16 protein-coding genes and 1 pseudogene are annotated in these 20,414 nt (G+C 59.8%); 6 read left to right on the top strand and 11 right to left on the bottom strand.

Features of this window, described 5'->3' with window-relative positions; all coding sequences use genetic code 11:
- The first annotated feature begins 38 nt into the window (after nucleotides 1-38).
- On the top strand, nucleotides 39-2,483 hold the full coding sequence (locus AAAX75_RS02185) for a DEAD/DEAH box helicase (RefSeq protein ID WP_349090945.1): 2,445 nt from the start codon (nucleotides 39-41) through the stop codon (nucleotides 2,481-2,483).
- 26 nt (nucleotides 2,484-2,509) lie between these two features.
- Here the strand turns inward: AAAX75_RS02185 and AAAX75_RS02180 are convergent, their stop codons facing one another.
- The 4 genes from AAAX75_RS02180 to AAAX75_RS02165 all read right to left on the bottom strand — a co-directional run bounded on the left by AAAX75_RS02180 (nucleotide 2,510) and on the right by AAAX75_RS02165 (nucleotide 7,015).
- Nucleotides 2,510-3,388: a fused MFS/spermidine synthase gene (locus AAAX75_RS02180; RefSeq protein ID WP_349090944.1), complete on the bottom strand. Its 879-nt coding sequence runs from the start codon at nucleotides 3,386-3,388 to the stop codon at nucleotides 2,510-2,512.
- Nucleotides 3,389-5,296, bottom strand: coding sequence for a tRNA uridine(34) 5-carboxymethylaminomethyl modification radical SAM/GNAT enzyme Elp3 (locus tag AAAX75_RS02175; protein WP_349090943.1), 1,908 nt, complete (start codon nucleotides 5,294-5,296; stop codon nucleotides 3,389-3,391).
- Between the two features lie 97 nt (nucleotides 5,297-5,393).
- Nucleotides 5,394-6,293 (bottom strand): DUF4097 family beta strand repeat-containing protein, encoded by a 900-nt coding sequence (locus AAAX75_RS02170; protein ID WP_349090942.1) that lies wholly within the window; start codon nucleotides 6,291-6,293, stop codon nucleotides 5,394-5,396.
- Nucleotides 6,293-7,015 carry a helix-turn-helix transcriptional regulator gene (locus AAAX75_RS02165; RefSeq protein WP_349090941.1) on the bottom strand — a complete coding sequence of 241 codons (723 nt, stop codon included), beginning with the start codon at nucleotides 7,013-7,015 and terminating at the stop codon, nucleotides 6,293-6,295. Before AAAX75_RS02165 ends, AAAX75_RS02170 begins: the two co-directional genes overlap by 1 nt.
- A 267-nt stretch (nucleotides 7,016-7,282) precedes the next feature.
- On the opposite strand from AAAX75_RS02165, the gene AAAX75_RS02160 reads away from it, so the two are divergent.
- The 4 genes and pseudogenes from AAAX75_RS02160 to AAAX75_RS02145 all read left to right on the top strand — a co-directional run bounded on the left by AAAX75_RS02160 (nucleotide 7,283) and on the right by AAAX75_RS02145 (nucleotide 12,104).
- Nucleotides 7,283-8,155: a hypothetical protein gene (locus tag AAAX75_RS02160; RefSeq protein ID WP_349090940.1), complete on the top strand. Its 873-nt coding sequence runs from the start codon at nucleotides 7,283-7,285 to the stop codon at nucleotides 8,153-8,155.
- Between the two features lie 117 nt (nucleotides 8,156-8,272).
- Nucleotides 8,273-8,626 (top strand): annotated as a pseudogene (locus AAAX75_RS02155) (methyltransferase); the annotation flags it as partial.
- 85 nt (nucleotides 8,627-8,711) lie between these two features.
- Entirely contained in the window at nucleotides 8,712-9,113 is a 402-nt protein-coding gene (locus tag AAAX75_RS02150) for a hypothetical protein (protein ID WP_349090976.1), read from the top strand.
- 309 nt (nucleotides 9,114-9,422) lie between these two features.
- Nucleotides 9,423-12,104, top strand: coding sequence for a DUF3516 domain-containing protein (locus AAAX75_RS02145; RefSeq protein ID WP_349090939.1), 2,682 nt, complete (start codon nucleotides 9,423-9,425; stop codon nucleotides 12,102-12,104).
- A 77-nt stretch (nucleotides 12,105-12,181) separates the two neighbouring features.
- On the opposite strand, the gene AAAX75_RS02140 is transcribed toward AAAX75_RS02145, so the two are convergent.
- The 6 genes from AAAX75_RS02140 to AAAX75_RS02115 all read right to left on the bottom strand — a co-directional run bounded on the left by AAAX75_RS02140 (nucleotide 12,182) and on the right by AAAX75_RS02115 (nucleotide 17,947).
- Nucleotides 12,182-13,939: a DUF2130 domain-containing protein gene (locus tag AAAX75_RS02140; protein WP_349090938.1), complete on the bottom strand. Its 1,758-nt coding sequence runs from the start codon at nucleotides 13,937-13,939 to the stop codon at nucleotides 12,182-12,184.
- 138 nt (nucleotides 13,940-14,077) lie between these two features.
- Nucleotides 14,078-14,623 (bottom strand): metallophosphoesterase, encoded by a 546-nt coding sequence (locus AAAX75_RS02135; protein WP_349090937.1) that lies wholly within the window; start codon nucleotides 14,621-14,623, stop codon nucleotides 14,078-14,080.
- A gap of 66 nt (nucleotides 14,624-14,689) precedes the next feature.
- Entirely contained in the window at nucleotides 14,690-14,869 is a 180-nt protein-coding gene (locus AAAX75_RS02130) for a hypothetical protein (RefSeq protein WP_349090936.1), read from the bottom strand.
- Nucleotides 14,870-14,887: 18 nt separating this feature from the next.
- Nucleotides 14,888-15,214, bottom strand: a complete 327-nt coding sequence (locus AAAX75_RS02125) for an HIRAN domain-containing protein (protein WP_349090935.1) — start codon at nucleotides 15,212-15,214, stop codon at nucleotides 14,888-14,890.
- A 124-nt stretch (nucleotides 15,215-15,338) separates the two neighbouring features.
- Nucleotides 15,339-16,718, bottom strand: coding sequence for an aldehyde dehydrogenase (locus tag AAAX75_RS02120; RefSeq protein WP_349090934.1), 1,380 nt, complete (start codon nucleotides 16,716-16,718; stop codon nucleotides 15,339-15,341).
- A gap of 8 nt (nucleotides 16,719-16,726) precedes the next feature.
- The gene (locus tag AAAX75_RS02115; protein WP_349090933.1) at nucleotides 16,727-17,947 is read right to left on the bottom strand and encodes an iron-containing alcohol dehydrogenase; all 1,221 of its coding nucleotides are present in this window, start codon (nucleotides 17,945-17,947) and stop codon (nucleotides 16,727-16,729) included.
- Nucleotides 17,948-18,200: 253 nt separating this feature from the next.
- On the opposite strand from AAAX75_RS02115, the gene AAAX75_RS02110 reads away from it, so the two are divergent.
- Complete coding sequence (locus tag AAAX75_RS02110; protein WP_070097113.1) at nucleotides 18,201-18,764, top strand: ferritin family protein; 564 nt, start codon at nucleotides 18,201-18,203, stop codon at nucleotides 18,762-18,764.
- A gap of 241 nt (nucleotides 18,765-19,005) precedes the next feature.
- On the opposite strand, the gene AAAX75_RS02105 is transcribed toward AAAX75_RS02110, so the two are convergent.
- A complete protein-coding gene (locus AAAX75_RS02105; RefSeq protein WP_349090932.1) occupies nucleotides 19,006-19,887 on the bottom strand; it encodes a hypothetical protein in 882 nt (293 codons plus the stop codon).
- Nucleotides 19,888-20,414: the final 527 nt, after the last annotated feature.

Here is a 20,414-nt window from a genome sequence, read left to right as displayed (position 1 = left end):
CAGCCGCGTTGAGAGATTCGTTTTTGAGAGGAGGCCCCGTGAACGCCTTTGACCGCTACGCCCCGTTTATCCAAGACTTCATCTACTCCCACGATTGGGAGAGCTTGCGCTCTATCCAGGTTGCGGCGGCAGATGCCATCTTTAACACGCAGGACAATGTGCTCCTGACGGCATCCACGGCTTCCGGCAAAACCGAGGCAGCCTTTTTTCCCATCCTGACCGAGTTTTGGGAGAGGCCGCCCGCAAGCGTGGGCGCCCTCTACATTGGCCCCCTCAAGGCGCTCATCAATGACCAATTCGTCCGCCTCAACGATCTGTGCGAAGAAGCCGATATCCCTGTCTGGCACTGGCATGGCGATGTCTCGCAGTCGCACAAGGCTAAGCTCATCAAAAAACCGAGCGGCATCTTGCAGATTACGCCCGAGTCACTCGAGGCGCTCCTGATCCATAAGCACATGGCGATCCCTCGTATATTCTGCGACCTGCGCTATGTGGTTATCGACGAAGTCCATTCGCTCATGCGCGGCGACCGCGGCGGGCAGACGCTCTGCCTTATCGAGCGGCTCTCGCGCATGGCAGGCGTGCAGCCCCGCCGCATCGGTCTGTCGGCAACCATCGGCGACCCCGAGCGCACGGGCGCCTTCCTGTCGCAGGGGACGGGACGCAACTGCGTCATCCCCCGTTTTGAGGAGCCGCGCCGCGTGTGGCGCATCTCCATGGAGCACTTCTACAACTCGGGTCCCCAGGCGCAGCAGCGAGGATTCGCGAGCACAGGTCCGCAGGAAGCTGAGGTGCTCGCATGCGAGCGCATTGAGGCAGCGGCACCAGCGGCGCTGCCCGCATCCGGACAAGACATGCGTCACAGCGGACAGCTCACACAAGAGGAGCGCCGTCAACGTCGCGAGCGGGCACGGGGCAAGGCCGCTCCCAAAGACCGTCGCACCTCCTCGGTCCCCGAGGGCGAAGTCGACATCCCACGAGCGACCGAGCAGGCGCTTCTCAACCCCACCGACACGGCGCCCGACAACGCCGACCCCGGTATGGGCTATATCTTTGAGCATACGCGCGGCCGCAAGTGCCTGGTCTTTGCCAACTCGCGCGAGGAGGCAGAGGCCGTGTGCTCCATGCTGCGCAGCTACTGCGAAAGCCGACACGAGCCCGACCGCTTTCTCATCCATCACGGCAATCTTTCGGCATCGCTGCGCGAGACGGCCGAGGAGCTCATGCGCGACGAGGAGCAGGCGCAGACAACCGTCACCACCTCTACGCTGGAGCTCGGTATCGATATCGGCCGCCTGGAGCGCGCCTTCCAGATTGACGCGCCGTTTACCGTCAGCTCCTTTTTGCAGCGCATGGGGCGCACAGGCCGTCGCGACCTTCCGCCCGAGATGTGGTTTGTCATGCGCGAGGAAGAACCCGAGCCGCGCACGATGATGCCCGAAACCATTCCCTGGAAGCTCCTGCAGGGTATCGCGCTCGTACAACTCTATCGCGAGGAAAAGTGGGTCGAGCCGCCCGAGCTCGATCGACTCCCCTACAGCCTGCTCTATCACCAGACTATGTCGACCCTCGCCAGCACCGGCGAGCTCACGCCGGCCGAACTAGCCCAGCGCGTGCTCACGCTCAGTTATTTCCACCGTGTCTCGGCAGACGATTACCGTGTGCTGCTACGTCACCTCATTAAGATCGACCATATCCAGGTCACCGAAGGTGGCGGGCTCATCGTGGGTCTCGCGGGCGAGCGCATCATCAACAACTTTAAGTTCTACGCTGTGTTCCAAGAAAACGAGGAGTTCACCGTTCGCAGCGAATCGGCCGAGCTGGGCACGATTGTTAATCCGCCCCCGCCCGGTGAGCGCATCGCCATCGCCGGACACTGCTGGATTGTCGAGGAAGTGGACTGGAAGCGTCACACTGTCTTTGCCACGCAGGTCAAGGGCCGGGTGCCGGCCTACTTTGGCGACTGCCCCGGTGACATCAATACACACGTACTCGAGCGTATGCGCAAGGCGCTCAACGAGCACGCGGCATATCCGTACCTTATGGGTAACGCGCGGGCCCGCTTGGCGCAGGCTCGCCATACGGCCAAGCTTTCGGGTGCGGGAACCAAGCCGCTCATTAACCTGGGAGGCGACACCTGGGTGCTCTTCCCCTGGCTGGGCAGTTACGCCTTTTTGGCGCTCGAACGCATGCTCAAGATTAAGTGTGCCGCGGAGCTGGGCCTTCGCGGACTCGACCCGTCACGCCCGTACTTTATGCAGTTTAAGATGAAGGCCGACGAGGAGACGTTCTTTGAGGTGCTCGCCGCCGAGGCCGAGAAGGACTTCGATCCTATCGAGCTCGTCTATCCCGGCGAGGTGCCTTACTTTGATCGCTACGACGAGTACGTTCCCGAAGAGCTCGTGCGCAAGGGCTTTGCCGAAGGCGTGCTCGACATAGAGGGCATGAAGCAGCGCGTTCTCGGCTGGCGCGACCACGCCTAAGACCAGTCTTTTTGGGACGGGGAAACTTATTTGTCGTGAAGGACGGTGCCGAGAAAGTCGGTGTCGAAGGGCACGGCTTCGGCAAAGGCGTAGTTGCCGTCGCTGGCGATGAGCAGGTAGTTTTCCTCGCCGCCGAACTTCGCATCGCCACATGGGACCACCCAGGCGTGGGCGAATACCTCGAGTGCCGTGGCAGCGCAATCGCGCAGGAACGTCACATCGCTCCCCTCGCTTGCGCTCACGATATTGGCAACGTAGACGCCACCGAAATTTAGGCTGCCCCGCACCAAACGCAACGCTTCAACCGTCGCCAGCTCGCGTACGGGCTCGGCACCGCCAAAGCAATCGCTCACGACCACGTCGTAGCGACGATGGCCCACACTCGTCACACCCAGATACGAGCGAGCCTCAGCAGTAATCACCCGCAAGCGGTCGCCCACCGTGCGCTCCAGCTCGTCCAGATAGAACCAACGGCGCGCCAGGCGCGTAATCTCTCCGTCATACTCGATGACGTCCATGCGCAAGCCCTCGTGCGACATCAGCGCGAACTTGGGATAGGCAAACCCGCCGCCGCCCAGCATCAGCATACGGTTGATACCGTGACCATAAGCGTCGCGCATCGCATCCTCGGCCTCAAACACGTCGTCAAACGCGCGATAGTACGCAAAGACGGGCTCCGCCCAGCGCTCGCCAACGTAACTCGCGCTTTGGTAGACGCCGCCTTGCACCAATACGCGGACTTCGTCACCGCTCTCGTCGTGCACGCGTTTCACACGCGCCAACCCATTGCGGGTTCGCGCAACTTGCAGACAGGCAGCACGAACAGCGACAGCGGCCGCGCCAAGCGCCGCGGCTCCCAGAGCAACGCCGGCAACGACGCCGGCAGAAACACTCGGCTTGTTCATCTAGAGCTCCTTTTGCAGATAGAGTCCATGATCGTAAAAACCCAAATGGCGATAGTACTCGCGCGTACCAATCGCGCTGATCACGTTGACGCGCGCATAGCCGGCATCCCGGGCAATCTCGGACGCACGCTCTACGAGTAAACGCCCCAACCCGTGATGCTGCGCCGCCTGGCCCTGGTCGCCCACGCGTGCCGCCATGCCATACACGTGTACCTCGCGAATCATCGCCTCGTCCGGCGACGTCGGCAACTCGTCCGCATGCGCGGCAACAAACGAATGGTCGGGCAGCGACAACCGCAAAAAGCCCGCGATCTTGCCCTGCGGCGTCACCCACTGCAAAAAGCGCTCGTGCGTCACCGGCGTCTCGTACGCCACCTCCTCATCAAGAGAAAGCTCATCCAAGTCGGCACCCGCCGTACTGATCTCGCGATAGCGAATCTCGCGCACCGTCGCACCGTCACCCCGAGCAGCCAGGCGGTTCTCAACGAGCTGACGCAGGTTGGGTTTCTTGTTGCCCACCATAATGTCGTCGGAACTAAAGTCGCGGATCATGCGACTAATACGGCAGAACGCCGGCGTCACCACGATGTCATCGGCCAGCACGTCGAGCAGCTCCTCCTCGGTATAGGGGCGCCACTCGCCGAGCTCGTAGCAGCCCACCAGACGCGAGCCCTCGATGAGCGCACACGGGTAGACCTTGACCTCGTCGGGCATAAAGGCCCCTTCGGTCATAAAGCGCTCGTAGTCGCGCTTGTCCCCCTCGGGCGTGGCGCCCAGCAGGTTAAGCATAAAATGCGCATGGATCTTAAAGCCAAACAATCGTGCAAGCGAAAACGCCCGCTCGATCTGAGCCACCGAAATGCGACGCTCGTTGATATCGAGCAGGTGCTGGTCGAGACTCTGGATACCCATCTGAATCTTGGTGCAGCCCAGGCGGCGGATGAGCGTGAGGGCCTGCGGCGTTACGGCATCGGGGCGCGTCTCGATAACGAGCCCCACCACGCGATGCTTCGCCGTCTCGTTGATGCGCTGCTGACGCTCGAGCTCCTCCATCGTTGCCGTCTGCCACTCAGTGACCTCGCCCCACGGCGTACCGGGACCGTACAGACGACGCACCGCACGGTTATAGCCGCCCACGGCAGCATCCACACGCCCCTGCTCGTCGGCAACGCCGGCAGCAAGCTCGACCTCGTCTGTCGCAATGCCGGCGGCCCGATAGCGCTCGCGGCGCTCCGCCACCACCGGCGGCAGCGCATCGGCGGGCGCGTCATCGAGCAGGCGCTCTGCCTCGGCACGGCTGATGCCCGGACGCGCCAACATGGGGTTTGCCGCCACGCTCGCCACCGCATCATCATTGAGCGCCCGGAAGAGCTCCGACATAAACCATGCCTGATAGCCTTCCGGATAGTCGCTCCAAGTACCGCCAAGAACGATAAGCTCGATCTTGTCGGTTGCATGCCCCATTTGCGAAAGCGCGGTCAAACGAGCACTCACCTGCAAATACGGATCAAAGCAATTTTGCTCCGCACGGGCGCACGCCGGCTCGGCGTGCAGGTAGCTTTTGGGCATGCGCAGATCGTTGGGGCAAAACAGGCAATCGCCCGAGCATGGCCAGGGCTTGGTGATGACGGTAATGGTCGCCACGCCCGAAGCCGTGCGACGAGGCTTCATGCGCAGGACCTGCAGCAGTTGACGTTCCAGATCGGCATCAACATTCCACGCAGCCCACCGAGCCGGCTCCTCACGTTTAACCCGCTGGTAAAACGGCAGCAGACGGCGCTTGGCCAAATCGCGTTTGTCGGCACCCTCACGGCGCGCCTCGGCATGTATCAGTTTGACGAGCGCCTTGTCGTCCACGGTCTCGCCGCGACGCAGGGCCTCAAGTATGTTCAAGATAATCTGTTCCATGCCCCCATTGTAAAGGCAAAGGCGCCGGAGCCAATCTCGGCTTCGGCGCCTTCATCAAAGAGCATGCCTATATGTACCGATCTCCGAAAACCGCATGTCACTCCGGATCAAACGACATGTCGCCCGAACCGACCTCAAAACGATACGTAGCAGACTTATCGCCGTTATCGAATTCAAGATTCAAAATGGTCTCGCCATCGTAGCCAAGCGGAAGGAAATCGCTCTCGAAGTCACCGCTGCCCACGGTGAGGCTCGCCTTAAAGCCCGTAGAGTTCGGAACCGTTATCTCCACATCGCCCGAGTCCACGCTTACGTCCATCGACTTCGCGGGAGCCTGGTAGAGCTCGAACGTCACATCGCCCGAACCGACCTCAGCACTGAGCGCATCAGTCACGCTGCCCGCAAACTCAACATCTCCCGCACCCAGGAAAAGGTCGAAACCATCACAGGTGACACCGGCAATCTGCAGATCACCCGAGCCCACGTGCGCGTTGACTCCCTTCAGATGTTCGGCAACACGGCGCGGCAGCTCGACCGTAACTGAGCGATCGATTGCCTTACCGTCATCACTTCCAAACTGGGAAACCTTGAGCGTCGAGTCCTCGACGGATGCGATGCTCTGCGTCGCGGCCTTGGAGGCATCCATACCATTGGCAACGCGTCCCCGCTCGATAACGCGAGCCTTGTTACCATCAATAACCTTGACGTCCACCGTAGCCGCATCGATATCGAAATCGAGGTAGCGAAACTCATCGGCATCAAAGGTCGTACACGAAAGCTGCTGAGGCCGAGCGGAATAGTTACCGCCATCGTTCATAAAATCGTCGTCACCAACCACATCGTCCATACCGGACAAGCCGGGTATAACATCGTCGAGATCCCACGGGCCATCAAAATGAATCAAAGTCCGCGAAACGCCAAAAACAAGCCCGATAATCAGTACAAACGCTCCTATGCCGACGCCCAGGCGCAGCTTGGATTCATGCGAAAGCTTCATCATTCGTCACCTTCTTTGGCACATGGCTCAGCGGTGGCCGCGGTAGCCACGTCAGCATCAGGTTCCGCAGAAGTATCCTTCCCCTGGGCCCTGACCGCCACCGGTGCCGGACCAACCTGAATATCCCCGCGCGCCCAATCGCCATCGAGTGCACGCGCCACCCAGTGATAGATGGGAATCGTGAAGAAGATCAGCGCAGCAAAGGGGCCGGCACCAAACAGGAACATCAGTAAAAAGAACAGCAGCCAGCACACGGCCCAATACGGGAATGACTGGAACGGACCCTTCACCGGAGTCGGACCAGCCGCACCGGTACCCGTCACCTGAGCCGTCGCCGCATTGGCAGCCTGCGCACTCCAGCTTGCCGCCTGCGCCGCCTTGGCTGCCGCGTCACTTGCCTGCGTTGCCGCCTCGGTGGCGCGCGCCGCCGCCTCATGGGTGCGGGCGCGCTCTGCCGCCTCGGCCTCGCGCTGACGAGCGCGGTCCTCGTTCTCAAACTCGATATCGTCCTCAATCTCGTCGCTCGGATTGAGCAGATCGTCCAAGCTCACGCCATAGAGTTTGGCGAGCGAGATCAGGTTCTCGGTATCGGGCGAGCTCTCCGCGCGCTCCCATTTACTGATCGCTTGGCGCGACAGCCCTAACTTTCGCGCCAGCCCTTCTTGGCTAAAACCCTTGCTGCGACGAAGGTCGGCGAGCCGCTGCGCAGTTTCTACATTCATGGTTCCTCCTATGTGATGCCAGCCGTGCCGCCGGACCGTTTTTGTTCTTAAGGCGCCTTGCACAGTTAAAAATCTATCCGCCACCGCCAAAAGCATGCCACCTATTCTAGTGAGATTTTTGACAACCGGCGGTTGCGGGCACATATGAGCTGCGGAAATGTGTCCAAACAAAGCAATGACCCACGGCTCGGTTGTCCCCGTTGCGGCGTTAACGGTAGTATGGTCGTACTGTTAATTCCGCACCGCCAACGGAGGGAGTTCCGCGCCGTGAACCGCGATTTCGCCTCATCGCTCATCCAGCTCAACAATACGTTCTATCGCGAGCACTCCGCCTCCTTTTCCGATACGCGCCAGGCCCCGTGGCCCGGCTGGGTGCGCACCATGGACATCGCACTCGAACAGCTCGACGTCGCCACAATCGAGCATCCCGTCCGCGTCTTCGATCTCGCCTGCGGCAACATGCGATTCGAAAACTTTGCCGCCGGCGGCGCACTTGCCGCCAAGGGCGTCGACGGCGCAAACCCCTCGGCAGATGCCAGTTGCCCGTTTGAGTTCTATGGTGTCGACTCGTGTCAGGATTTGGCTATCGATGCACGTGGCCACGCCCTGCGCATTCCCAACCTGCACTTCCAGGAACTCGACGTGCTCGATGCCCTCATGAAGCTCAACCCCGCCGAGACGTCCGATGTTCTTTTCGACGCACCGCTCGCCGACATCTCGGTCTGCTTTGGCTTTATGCACCACGTGCCGTCATGCGAGTACCGTGTACGCGTGCTCGACGCCCTGGTGCGCCAGACGCGCCCGGGCGGCATCATCGCCATCAGCTTTTGGGAGTTTATGAACGACGAGCGCATGGCGCGCAAGGCTGTTCGCGCCGAGGCCCGCGCCGAGCTCACCCCGCCGTTTGAGGGTTACGATTCCGCGCAGTTTGAAGCCGGTGACCACCTCATTGGCTGGCAAAACGACCGCCACGCCTACCGCTATTGTCATCACTTTGACGATCAGCAGATCACCGACCTGGTGCGCGGCGTCCGTACGTTCTACAAGAGCGGCGAGGTCCCCGTGCGCGAGCTTGAGCGCTTCCATGCCGACGGTCGCAGCGGCGAGCTCAACCGCTATGTGATCCTCAAGCGCCTGTAGACACCGACGACTCGCCGCCGGGCCGCACCGCATCTTTCGGGCAAACTATGCCCACCCTTTTCAACCCATTGACGGAACGCGCAGCTATGCGTTCCATACTTATGACCAAGGAGCCTCATGGGAGCCGTCCACGTTCGCACGCCTAAGAACTTCGTGCTCGAGGAGCGCCTGGAGCGCTACGCCGATGCGATTGAGACGAACCCCGAGGCCTATGCCGGAGATTGGCGCAAGGCCTGTGCGTCCGCAGGCGGCAAGCCCTTCGAGCACCTTCACCTGGATCTTGGCTGTGGCAAGGGAACATACCTTGTAGAGCGCGCGGCCCACGAGCCAAACACCCTCTTTATCGGTATGGACCAGGAGCCCATCTGCATCGCCTATGCCGCACAGAAAATCTGCGAGCAGAAGCTATCCAACGCACTCGTCCTGCCCCGAGGCGCCGCATCGCTGCCGCAGCTGTTTGCCGCAGGCGAGCTCAATGCCATCACCATTAACTTTCCCACGCCGCAGCCCAAGGCCAAGTACGCCAAAAAAACGACTCGTCCATGTCGACCATCTAATGCTCTATCGCTCGCTCTTTGCAGCCGACGCCACCGTCACGCTGCGCACCGACAGCAAGCCATTGCGCGACTACGCCCTGGGGCAGTTTGCCGCGGCCGGCTACGACACGCTTTGGGTAAGTGACGACGTACGCCGCGACCATCCCGAGCATCCCGAGACCGAATATGAATGCCGCACGCGCGAGATGGGCGCCGTCGTCTATGGCATTTGCGCCACACCCGGTGCGCAGCCAACCGACGAACAGCTCACGGCGGGCCGCATGCAGGAGCAAAGCCTTGCCTGCTACCTGCCCGATAACCTCGATGAGCTCACCTATGTACCCCTGGGCATGGAAGAGGCCGTCGAGAACTTTAAAAACCGCGCCCGCAAAGGCAAGAAGCGCCTGCCACAAGAGTCCTAGGGGCCTCTGATGGTCGCGGCGTCAGCAAACAGGCGCAAATAGGCGCCAGCAAACGACCCTCAAACCTAAGTGAGTAGACTTTTTTGCAATAGCCAAGCACAACCCGCATAACGAAAACTAAAACCGCAGGTAGATCCCTTGCGCAAAAGCCATGTGCTCGCGATATCGCAAAAAGTCTACTCACTTAGCTGGCAACTGCACCAAACAGCTGGACAGAACGCCCATTTCCTGCATTTTCTCGCGCGCTGGCACCCCGCGCCGCCGCTACGCCATAATAGTTGGCGGACAAACGCGAGAGAAAGCAACCACATGGCACAGACTACGACAGATACCGCCGCCAGCACCGTCTCCGGCGCCGGCGCCGCCAGCTCATTCTCGGGCGGCACGGGAACCGAAGCCGAGTTCGGCTCGCTCGGCGCACTCTCCCCCACCTGGTGGGAGCCCGAGGATGGCAGCGAGCCCGAACCATGGCTCACGCCCGACCAGGCCTTCGAACGCTTCTTTGAATGGACGAGCAATCGCGGTATTGAGCTGTGGGACCACCAGGAAGAGGCCCTCATGGATCTAGCCGCCGGTGACCATGTCATTTTGGGAACACCGACCGGATCGGGCAAGTCGCTTGTCGCGCTGGGCATGCTCTTTATGGGCATGGCACAGGGCAAGCGCTGCTACTACACGGCTCCTATCAAGGCTCTGGTCAGCGAAAAGTTCTTCGACCTGGTGCAGGTGCTCGGCCGCGATAACGTCGGCATGATTACCGGCGACACGCATATCAATACCAAGGCGCCCGTCATCTGCTGCACAGCCGAAATCCTTGCCAACGATGCACTGCGCGAGGGCGAGGACGCCGACGTGGGCTGCGTGGCCATGGACGAGTTCCACTACTTTGCCGACCCCGACCGCGGTTGGGCATGGCAGGTACCGCTGCTCACCCTGCCCCACACGCAATTCATGCTCATGAGCGCCACGCTCGGCGATGTCACTGCCATCGCCGCCTCGCTCGAGGAACACACCGGCGCTGCTTGCGACTTGGTTGTCGACGCCCCGCGTCCTGTTCCGCTGAGCTACGACTATGTGACGACCTCCCTCGAGGGCACCGTCGAGCTCGCCATGCGCCGCGGCGAGGCCCCGCTCTATATCGTGCACTTTAGCCAGGATGCCGCCCTTGCGACGGCACAGTCGCTCGCCAATTTTGGCATCGCCAGCAAGGAGCAGCGCGAAGCCATCAAAGAGGCGGCAAAGGGGACGAGCTTCTCGACGGCCTTCGGCAAGATTCTCAAGCGCCTGCTTGGATGCGGCGTCGGCGTGCACCATGCTGGCATGTTGCCGCGCTATCGTCTGCTGGTCGAGCGCTTGGCGCAGCAGGGCCTGCTGCCCGTCATCTGCGGTACCGACACACTCGGCGTCGGCATTAACGTACCCATCCACACCGTGGTGCTCACCGCGCTCACCAAGTTCGATGGCTACAAGATGCGTCGTCTGCGCGCCCGTGAGTTCCATCAGATTGCCGGTCGCGCCGGCCGCTCGGGCTTCGATACCGAGGGCATGGTAATTGCCGAGGCACCCGAGCACGAGATCGAGAATGCCAAGCTTATGGCCAAAGCGGGCGACGACCCCAAAAAACTCCGTAAGATTAAAAAGAAAAAGGCCCCCGAGGGCTTTGTCACCTGGAACAAGCAGACCTTTGAGCGCCTGATCGAGACGCAGCCCGAGACACTCAAGCCGCGCCTGCGCATCACGCACTCCATGGTGATTAGCGTGGTCGAGCAGGGCGGCGACGCCCGTGCCCGCGTACACGACCTCATCGAGACAAGCCTGCAGACTCCCGAGGAAAAGGCTAAGCTCGAGGTTCGCGCCGACGAAATCTTCGCCACGCTCATTGATTCCGGCGTCGTCGTTCGCACCGAGGTACCGCCCGCGTCTGACGCTCCGGCTGACGCCGCACCAGACATCGACTATGCGCTGACGGTCGATCTGCCCGAGGACTTCGCGCTCGATCAGCCGCTCTCGCCGTTCTTGCTTGCCGCGTTGGAGCTGCTCGACCCCGAGAGTGAGACCTATACCATGGATCTGATCTCGATGGTCGAGGCTACGCTCGAGGACCCCAAGCAGGTATTGCGCGCACAGGAGCGCGCCGCACGCGATCGCGCCATGGCCGAGATGAAGGCCGACGGCATCGAGTATGAGGAGCGCTTGGAGCGCATTCAGGACGTCACGTACGAAAAGCCGCTCGAGGATTTGCTCGACGCCGCCTTTGACAAGTACTGCCAGGAAGTGCCCTGGGCCAACGACTACCAGCTCTCTCCCAAGAGCGTTCTGCGCGATATGCTGGAAAGCGCGAGCGATTTTAAGGGCTACATTCAAAAGCTCGGCATCGCCCGCTCCGAGGGTATTTTGCTGCGCTACCTGGCAGAGGCCTACCGTTCGCTCGACCGCACCGTGCCCATCGAGAAGCGCGACGAGCGCCTGCGCGACATTATCTCGTGGCTGGGCTTTGTGGTGCGCTCGGTGGACTCGAGCCTGGTAGACGAGTGGGAGAACGCCGGCAACCCGGCGGCCCTCGATGCCGCGCCGCCGCAGGGCATCAACGAGGTCGTGGCGGACCGCCGCGGCTGCACGCTGTTGGTGCGCAACGCGCTCTTCCGCCGCGTGACCCTTGCCGCTCGCGAGCACGTTCGCGACCTGGGCGAGCTCGACGACGACTGGGGCATGAGCGAAATTCGCTGGCAAAAGGCACTCGATGCCTACCACGAGCAGCACGAGGAGATCCTCACCGACGGAGATGCCCGCAGTGCCGCGATGTTTTCCATCGACGAGTCCGACGAGAAGACCGCGCACGTATGGCACGTGCACCAGATCTTTGCCGACGAGGATGGCGACCACGACTTTGGCATCATGGGCGATATCGATCTGGACGCCACACAAGACGGCGGCGAGGTCATCTTCAAAAACTACCGCGTCGGCTTTATCGAGGACCTGCTCGGGGACTAGCCGAACATACTGGAACGAAACAAGCGGGGCCGTTGGCAATATCGCCAGCGGCCCCGTTTTGCACTATATGCTATGCCTTACTCGGCATCCTCGACCTCATACGAATCCGCCTCGGCGGGCTCATCGTTTGTCTCTGGCGCAGCCCCGCGCGCCTCGTCAAACGCCGCCTTCATGGTCTTGTTGCCCCACGTGAGCTTGCGAATGGTAAGCTCATCGGCCTTGTTGTGGGCCAGACGCAGATTCTCGGTACTGCGACGCAGATCATCCTTGGTCTTCTCGAGCTGTTTAATGGCAGCATCAATCTCCTTGATCGCCGACTCGAACTGCTTGCTCGCCAAGTTGTAGTTGCGCGAGAAGCCGTCCTTGAACTTCTCCATCTTGGCTTCGAAGTTCGTAACGTCGATGTTCTGCTGCTTGTATTCCGCCAGCTCCTGCTTATAGCGCAGCGAACCCATGGCGGCGTTGCGAAGAAGCGTGATCATGGGAATAAAGAACTGTGGGCGAATCACGTACATCTTCTCGTAGCGATAGCTCACGTCCACGATTCCTGCGTTATAGAGCTCGCTCTCGGGCTCGAGCAGCGTGCAGAGCACCGCGTACTCACAGCCTTTCTGACGACGATCGTGATCGAGCTTCTTAAAGAAGTCCTCGTTTTTGTGCTTGGTCGCGGTCTCATCGTTCTCGTTTTTCATCTCGAACATAATCGAAATGACCTCGTTGCCGCTCGCGTCGCACTCGCGGAAGATAAAATCACCCTTGGTACCCTCGGACGCATCGTTATCTTTCTCGAAGTACGCGTTAGGAAACGCCGTCATGCGCAGACGATTAAACTCGGTCTCGCAGTGCTGCTCGAGCGACTCGCCCACCATCTTGGTGGACAGGCGCACCTTCATGTCCTTAAGGCGCTCAATCTCTTCATCCTTGTAGCGAATCAGGTCATCGCTCGCACGCTTGGCCTGCGCAAGCTCGAGCTCGTGTGCCGCCTTGGCCTGCTCCTCGCGAGAATCGCGCACCGCCAGCTCGCTCGTCAGCTTGGCACGTGCCTCATCGCGCTCTCGTTCCGCCGCGGCGACCGCCTCTGACAGGTTCATTTTTGCCATCAGTTCCTGCTCGCGCAGTTGGGCACGCAGGCCCTCGGCCTCTTGCTCAGACTGTGCCTTTGCGGTGGAAAACTTCTCTTGTACCTGCGTGCGGTAGTCAGCAAGCGCGCGATCGGCCTCGCTGCGAGCGGCATCGAGCTCACGCTGCGACTCTGCCGCGGCAGCGGCAAGCGCCATCTCCTGGGCCTTGTCCGCCGCGGCAAGCCTGGCCTGCAGCTCGGCAATCTGAGCATCACGTGCAGCCAAATCGTTTTGAGCAGCATTGCGCGCCGCCGACTCGGCAAGCTTGGCTTCGTCATCTTTGCGCTCCAGCTGCGCACGCAAATTGTCGATTTCTCGCTGAAGCTCGGCGTTCTCCTTTTGAGCGTCGGCACGGGCCTCAACCGCCGCGCGCTGACTTGCGCTCTCGCGCTCTGTGGCAGCGCCCTCGAGCTTGGCGCGCAGCTCGGCAAGCTCAGCGTCGCGCTTGGCAACCTCTTGTGCCAGCTTCTGCTCCGCAGTGTTCTTCTGTTCGGCAAGCTGAGCGTTGCGCTGAGACTCTGCCTTTTGCAAGGCAGCCGTCGAACGCGAGCGCTCAAGCTCCAGCGCCTGCTCGCCCTCGCGCTGGACTGCCCTCACACGCTCATCCAGATCGCGCGAAAACTCGGCATCGCGTACTTGCTTGACGATATCCGCATAGCCAGACGCATCGACCTTAAAGACTTCGCCACAATGCGGACACTTGATCTCATTCATAGCAGCTCCTCGATGGACGCAAATTTCAACCGCTTACACTCTACCGCGCCGCACGGACAAAAAAGGCACCGCCACCATAATGGCAACGGCGCCAGAACCACCGCAAAGTTACCAGCTCCCTTTGTGGTGGTTCGAGAATTACAGTCCAAAGAAGCCAAGGATTTGATCTCGGCTTACGGGCCTGTACTCGTTGGCGTCGAGGCCGACATCGTAGCGAAAGACAGGGCGCTCGCGATCGCGGTTGCGCACGTTGGTGCGGTCTCCTCTGCTGTGGATATGCCCGTGTAGCATGATGGCGCCACGCGCCTTACCATTCCAGCTGAGCATGGGGTAATGACTCATCACCAGACGATGGCCCTTGGCATAGCCGGGAGTAATCTCCAGGTAATCGCGCACGTCTTCCCAAATCTGCGGTGCGTCGGGATCTTCCCAATCGACGTCATGGTTGCCCCGTATGAGCGTCACGTTTTGGCATTCGATACGCTCGCGCAGGCGCACAGCATCCGCCAGGGGCAAACGATAGGTAAAGTCACCCAGAATATAGAGGCGGTCATCCGCAGCCACGCACTCATTGATGGCATCGATGACCTTGCGATTCATCTCCTCGACCGAGCCAAACGGCCGATCCATGTCGTGCAAGATATTCGTATCGCCCAGGTGCAGGTCGGCGGTAAACCACATCATCGTTTATGCCCTCATTTCGCAACGTGTTCAACTCGTGCTAAGTATACAGACGCAGCGATGTGGCGGTTATCCAAAGAGCCCGCCGAACAGTCCGCGGCGGCGTTTGTCTTGCTTTTTCGAAGCGTCACCCTGGGCATTCTTGTCCTTTTGCTTTTTGCGATCCTGCTCCAACTCATCGTCATCGAGTAGCATATCCCACTCAAACGGATCGTCTGCCAGATCGAACTGGTCGTCGTCATCAAACATGGCAGTCCCCTTTACCGACTAGCGAGCATCCACCACGTAGAGTCCAACGCGCACCTGATGCCACGGGCTGCGTTCGGGAGCGACCTGTTGCACGCGGGCCTCAAATACGTCATCGTGGCCGTAATACATCATCAAGGACAGCGGGCCGACCTCGTTTCCCGGAACATAGCCAAGTTTGGTCTTGCCATAGTAGATTGCAACCGCCTCGGAGTCATGGGGATTATCGCGCTCGGCGCACAGCGTCAGTTTATCGCCCGCTTTAAGATCGCCTAGGACCAAAGCGCCGTCGGCATACTGAAATCCCGCAATATGAAACGACAGAAGAACACGTGAAGGCTCGTACATGGCAACTCCCCTAACGGCCGGATAAACCGGCGCTTAACCTTATTGAGAAGTCTACGAACTCGTGCGGACACAAATTCGCCCCACCTCGTGTCTTTTCGACCGTTTGTCGCTACGCCATCTGATTCTAGTGTACAAACATGCGCACGAACTTGTGCTTCCAGCTTGCGTAGGGCGCATAGCGGAATGGCACGTCCAGCCAGGTTGCCTTGTTCACGATGCTCTTCTTGTGGCTAAACGTATCGAAGCTTTCGCGGCCATGGTACTGCCCCATGCCGCTCGCGCCCATGCCGCCAAAGCCCATATGGCTCGTAGCCAAGTGCATGATGGTGTCGTTAACGCAGCCGCCGCCAAAAGGCACGTAGCGCACAAAGCGCTGCTGAACCTCGCGATCCCGACTAAAGATATACAGGGCCAGCGGCGTCGGACGATCCGTAATAAACGTCTCGGCCTCGTCTAGGCTCTCAAACGTCAGTACCGGTAAGATGGGGCCGAAAATCTCCTCCTGCATTACGGCGTCCTCAGGCGCCACACCGTCTAAAATCGTCGGCTCAATCTTGAGCGACGACTCGCGCGCCGTGCCTCCCAGCACGACCTTATCGGGATCGATCAGCCCGCGCACGCGCGCAAAATGCTTAGCATTGACGATATGCCCGTAATCCTCGTTATCGAGCGGATGCTCGCCAAACATACGGCGGACCTCTTCCTTGATGAGGCCCAGCAGCTCGTCGTGCACGCGCGTATCGACCAGCAGGTAGTCGGGCGCCACGCAGGTCTGCCCTACGTTGAGCCATTTGCCAAAGGCGATACGCCGTGCCGCGACCTTCAAGTTTGCCGTCGCATCCACGATGCAGGGGCTCTTGCCGCCCAGCTCAAGCGTCACGGGCGTGAGGTTTTTACTCGCGCGCTCCATGACGAGCTTGCCGACCGGAACGCTACCGGTAAAGAAGATCTTGTCCCAGCACTCATCGAGCAACGCTTCGTTTTCGGCGCGCCCGCCCTCGACAACCGTCACCAGGCGCGGATCAAATGCCTCTTCACAGATTTGCCTGAGCACCGCGCTCGATGCCGGAGCATAGGCGCTCGGCTTGATGACCACAGTATTGCCCGCGGCAAGGGCGCCAGCGAGCGGCTCGAGCGTCAGCAAAAACGGATAGTTCCAGGGCGCCATGATGAGCGTGACACCATAGGGCACGGCTTGCGTTTTGCACACGCTCACGGCGTTAGCGAGGTCGCACGGACGCAGGCGCGGACGACTCCATCGAGCCACATGCGCAATCTGATGGCGAATCTCGGAAAGCGACGTGCCAATCTCGCACATGTAGGCCTCGTCATGCGACTTACCCAAATCGGTCTTGAGCGCATGGGCAATATCGGCCTCGTGGGCCCGCACCGCATCGCGTAAGCTCGCGAGCGCGCGACGTCGAGCATCGACATCAAACGTGGCGTGCGTCTTAAAGTAGGTGCGCTGATTGCCGACGATGCGCGCAATTTCCTCGGTGTTCATGTACCCTCCTAGTTCTCGTCCTCAAACATACCACCCGCGACGACCTCGTACATACGTTCGAGCTCCAAGCGGTCCATTAGGAGCGGAACGGGGTACAGGGGATTGGCCTCGGCATCGGCATGCGCCGCCATTTCGGGAATGTCAGAGCGGCGAATGCCCGTCACATATTTGGGAATGCCCAAGGCGGCGTTCATTCGATCGACCCAATCGATAAAGGCCTCGGCCGCCAGGCTGTCCTGCGCGTTAGCCGGCGCGATACCGGCCATGCGGGCGAGATCGGCGAGCTTAGGAGCAGCAGTTTCGCCATAGGCGCGAAGCATATGCGGCAGGATGATGGCGTTGGCCAAGCCGTGCGGAATCCCGTAACGCCCGCCCAGGCTGTGTGCGATGGCATGAACGTATCCAACATAGGAGCGCGTAAAGGCAACACCCGCCTTATACGCCGCCGAAAGCATGTTGCGACGCGCACGCATGTTATCGCCATGCTCATAGGCCTCGAGCAAATTGTCATGGATGAGCTGGACCGCCTGACGCGCCATCTTACGCGTATAGGGCGTGGTGCTTCGCCCGATAAAGGCCTCGACAGCATGCGTCAGGGCATCCATACCCGTCTGCCCCGTAATGGAGGCGGGCAGACCGCGCGTAAACTCGGGGTCATGCACCGCAAAGCGCGGGATAAGCACAAAGTCGTTAATGGGGTACTTGTAGTGCGTCTCGCCATCGGTAATTACCGCTGCAAGCGTGACCTCGCTTCCCGTGCCTGCCGTGGTGGGAACGGCAATGAGCAGCGGCAGGCGATGATGAATCCGCAGTAGGCCGCGCATCTTGTTGATGGGCTTGTTTGGCTGCGCAATGCGCGCCCCCACACCCTTGGCGCAGTCCATGGCCGAACCGCCACCAAAGCCGATAATGGCCCGGCAGTCGCTCTCGCGATACAGCGCCGCCGCTTCCTCCACATTCGAGACCGTGGGGTTCATACTCGTTTCGGCATAGACCGTAACGCCAATCCCCTGAGCCGTAAGCGCACGCTCGAGCGATGCCGTGAGCCCCAAACGTGCAATACCAGGGTCTGTCACGATAAGAACCTTCTGAATCGAGCGCTTTTGAAGCACTGCGAGCACATCCTCAGCGTGCTCCAAAATGCGTGGCTCGGTATAGGGCAGCACCGGCAATGCGATGCGAAAAGCCGTTTGATACGTTCGGCACCAGGCGCGGCGGGCTAGATGCATAAAGGAAACTCCTTCATTTGTTGATTGGTCAACATTTGCTCGACCGATTGTACTCAGCGGCGGTCAAAGACAACCTGCCAATCGTTAATCAATCAACATCTTCATATCTCAAAATTGTTTTATTAAAAATCATTCCTAATAGGCTTCACATTTGGTTGCATTTATGGATAATAGAACTCGTCAAGACGCACGTCCGGAGAGGGCCCTTACGGGACCGGACAAGCGCCCCATCGCCATCGATCGAAAGGATCGAATCATGAAGTTTGTTTGCCCCGTTTGCGGTTATGTGGAAGAGTTCGACGGCGACCAGCTGCCCGAGGACTTCAAGTGCCCCCAGTGCGGCGTTCCCGGTTCTCGTTTCCTGAAGCAGGAGGAGGGCCAGCTCGAGTGGGCTGCCGAGCACGTCGTGGGCGTCGCCAAGATGGAGGGCGTCTCCGAGGACATCGTTGCCGACCTGCGCGCCAACTTTGAGGGCGAGTGCTCTGAGGTCGGTATGTACCTGGCCATGGCTCGCGTCGCTCATCGCGAGGGCTACCCCGAGATCGGCCTGTACTGGGAGAAGGCTGCCCACGAGGAGGCCGAGCACGCCGCCAAGTTCGCTGAGCTCCTGGGCGAGGTCGTGACCGACTCCACCAAGAAGAACCTCGAGATGCGCGTTGAGGCCGAGAACGGCGCCACCGCCGGCAAGACCGATCTTGCCAAGCGCGCCAAGGCCGCTGGTCTCGATGCCATCCACGACACCGTGCACGAGATGGCTCGCGACGAGGCTCGCCACGGCAAGGCTTTCGCCGGCCTGCTGAAGCGCTACTTTGGCTAAGCCAACCGCTTGAGACATAACCTCTAGCTCGATGAGGCCCGGACCGTATTGGTTCGGGCCTTTTTGTGTCTCGAGGACTCGTTAACGCCCTGAAATAGAGCTATCTTCGGCACCGGTCTCTCGTCAAAAACTAAGTGAGTAGACTTTTCGAAACTTGCCGAGCAGGCCATCCATATCACTTTATAAAGCCGCAGGTAAATGCCTTGTTGCAAAACGGCCTGGTCTCCAAAGTGCCAAAAGCCTACTCACTTAGAACCGCAGCCGTCCACGATCGAGCTGTTTTGTGTCTAACGGGCATCTTTCCGTCAATTACTCCCAATTTTGTCCAGTCAACGAATAGTTCAGACCGGAGTAATGTCTCAGCCCTTTGCTCATCCGAGCTTTTATCACGATATTCAGCATCGAGCATCCTGCATATGGCCTTAACGATCGCGCGGAATCTATCCTCATCGGATATCTGTCTGTGTGTCAGGAGAAGTACATCGTAGCCCATGGCCTGAAGGGCTGTCATGCGGTCAGCGTCACGCAAGCCATCCCCTGCGCGTCCGTGCGAGGCCTTTCCCTGACATTCAATGGCCACCTGTCGCTTACCGTCCGGTGAAGAAAGAAGTAGGTCGATATATACACGGGACTTTCCCACAATCGCTCGGGCACTTGTGCTTAACGTCACTTCAACATTAAGCTCTATGCCGCAAAAACCTTCGCCTCCCAGGGATCGCGGCAGTGCAAGTAGCAAATACGCCTCGACCTCAAAAGGCGACGCGGCACCCAATGGAACGAGTTGCGATACCGCCATAAATCTATTGCCGTAACGCATCCCGCAAACATCTGAACAAAAACGGTCAAGGTCTCCGCCCAAAACCAAAGCGTCTCGACGCCATAAATTTGAGGCGGTGCCGTCCTCGGACGGGCAGCGCACCCAACCGAACGTTGTCGAAATCGCGCCCGAATCAATTGCACGCGAAAGCTCCGCCTCAAGTGCCGCCGGCAGGGCACACACCGCAAACAAGCCACACATCTCCGCCAATACCAAAAGAAGCTGAAGATCCGTCAGATGCCGCAACATGATGAATGCCGTCAGTAGAGGAGACGTAATCAAAAACCCATGCTCCGTTTCCAGCACGGATTCCCTGGGAAGCTCACCAAGGAACAGCCGCTGCCTAATGCTGGCAGGACAAGTCCGTTTGTTTCTCGTCCGAACCAATGTATACAACGGAAAGCCGAGTGCAACCGCAGCCGTCGGGTTACGGGCGAGGTCATATCGCTGCCGGTCTTCTTCCGGTCGCGGAAGCGGCGGACACAAAGCGCGGACTTGAGGGGGCAAACGCCAGTACCTAAAAGCCGATATGTCACAAAGTAGATCCTTCATAGGCACAGGAGAACACGAATTTCAACCCAGTCAGTCACGCATTGGCGCGAACGCACCAAAAATGGCGCCGAACGGACTGCCAAGTTTTCAACAGCCCTCCCCAACTGGCCAAAAGCTTGTCGAGAGCTGGACGAAGCCCTGTTGAAAACCCCATTTTTTTCTTATGCAGAAACTTTGCGCGGCAAGTGAGTAGACTTTTTTGAACATCCCGAGCAGGCCGGTCATCCTGCTTTTCAAAACCGCAGGTAGATAGCTTGTTACAAAACTGCCTGGTCGCCAAA

Source organism: Collinsella sp. CLA-ER-H7, assembly GCF_040092345.1.
GTDB lineage: Bacteria > Actinomycetota > Coriobacteriia > Coriobacteriales > Coriobacteriaceae > Collinsella.
The sequence above is the reverse complement of the archived record's forward strand: the minus strand, read 5'-3'. Positions and strand labels throughout refer to the sequence as shown.

Bases quoted from the DNA above. Each gene is read 5' to 3' on its own strand.
- AAAX75_RS02125 (WP_349090935.1), bottom strand. From the start codon at position 15,214: ATGTACGAGCCTTCACGTGTTCTTCTGTCGTTTCATATTGCGGGATTT.
- AAAX75_RS02165 (WP_349090941.1), bottom strand. From the start codon at position 7,015: ATGAATGTAGAAACTGCGCAGCGGCTCGCCGACCTTCGTCGCAGCAAG.
- AAAX75_RS02115 (WP_349090933.1), bottom strand. From the start codon at position 17,947: ATGCATCTAGCCCGCCGCGCCTGGTGCCGAACGTATCAAACGGCTTTT.
- AAAX75_RS02130 (WP_349090936.1), bottom strand. From the start codon at position 14,869: ATGTTTGATGACGACGACCAGTTCGATCTGGCAGACGATCCGTTTGAG.
- AAAX75_RS02150 (WP_349090976.1), top strand. From the start codon at position 8,712: ATGCTCTATCGCTCGCTCTTTGCAGCCGACGCCACCGTCACGCTGCGC.
- AAAX75_RS02180 (WP_349090944.1), bottom strand. From the start codon at position 3,388: ATGAACAAGCCGAGTGTTTCTGCCGGCGTCGTTGCCGGCGTTGCTCTG.
- AAAX75_RS02135 (WP_349090937.1), bottom strand. From the start codon at position 14,623: ATGATGTGGTTTACCGCCGACCTGCACCTGGGCGATACGAATATCTTG.
- AAAX75_RS02140 (WP_349090938.1), bottom strand. From the start codon at position 13,939: ATGAATGAGATCAAGTGTCCGCATTGTGGCGAAGTCTTTAAGGTCGAT.
- AAAX75_RS02175 (WP_349090943.1), bottom strand. From the start codon at position 5,296: ATGGAACAGATTATCTTGAACATACTTGAGGCCCTGCGTCGCGGCGAG.
- AAAX75_RS02145 (WP_349090939.1), top strand. From the start codon at position 9,423: ATGGCACAGACTACGACAGATACCGCCGCCAGCACCGTCTCCGGCGCC.
- AAAX75_RS02120 (WP_349090934.1), bottom strand. From the start codon at position 16,718: ATGAACACCGAGGAAATTGCGCGCATCGTCGGCAATCAGCGCACCTAC.
- AAAX75_RS02170 (WP_349090942.1), bottom strand. From the start codon at position 6,293: ATGAAGCTTTCGCATGAATCCAAGCTGCGCCTGGGCGTCGGCATAGGA.